The 274-nt window shown below is 42.3% G+C and carries 1 protein-coding gene; it reads left to right on the top strand.

The window, feature by feature from the left end; genetic code table 11:
- Positions 1-274 (top strand): hypothetical protein (locus AAEY83_RS14920; RefSeq protein ID WP_351060115.1); only part of this gene is annotated, 274 nt, incomplete at both ends.

The raw sequence follows: 274 nt of genomic DNA, 5'->3' as shown, positions 1-274 counted from the left end.
CCATTTATCCTACCAATGATTTGAATATCGGTAAGGACGAAGCACCGTTACGAGAAATTATTGAAATTATGGAGCGTGTTTATTGCCGCTACATCGGTGTCGAATATATGCACGTCACCACCAGTACCGAAAAGCGCTGGATGGAACAATATCTAGAGACCAACTTAGGTCATATCGAGTTTGACAAAGAAAAGCGTTTGTCTATTCTTGAACGTTTGACGGCAGCCGAAGGCCTAGAAAAATATCTAGCGCGTAAGTATACAGGTGTTAAGCG

It is taken from the genome of Psychrobacter sp. TB20-MNA-CIBAN-0197, assembly GCF_040309765.1.
Taxonomy (GTDB): domain Bacteria; phylum Pseudomonadota; class Gammaproteobacteria; order Pseudomonadales; family Moraxellaceae; genus Psychrobacter; species Psychrobacter submarinus.
This window is presented reverse-complemented; position numbering and strand designations above follow the sequence as displayed.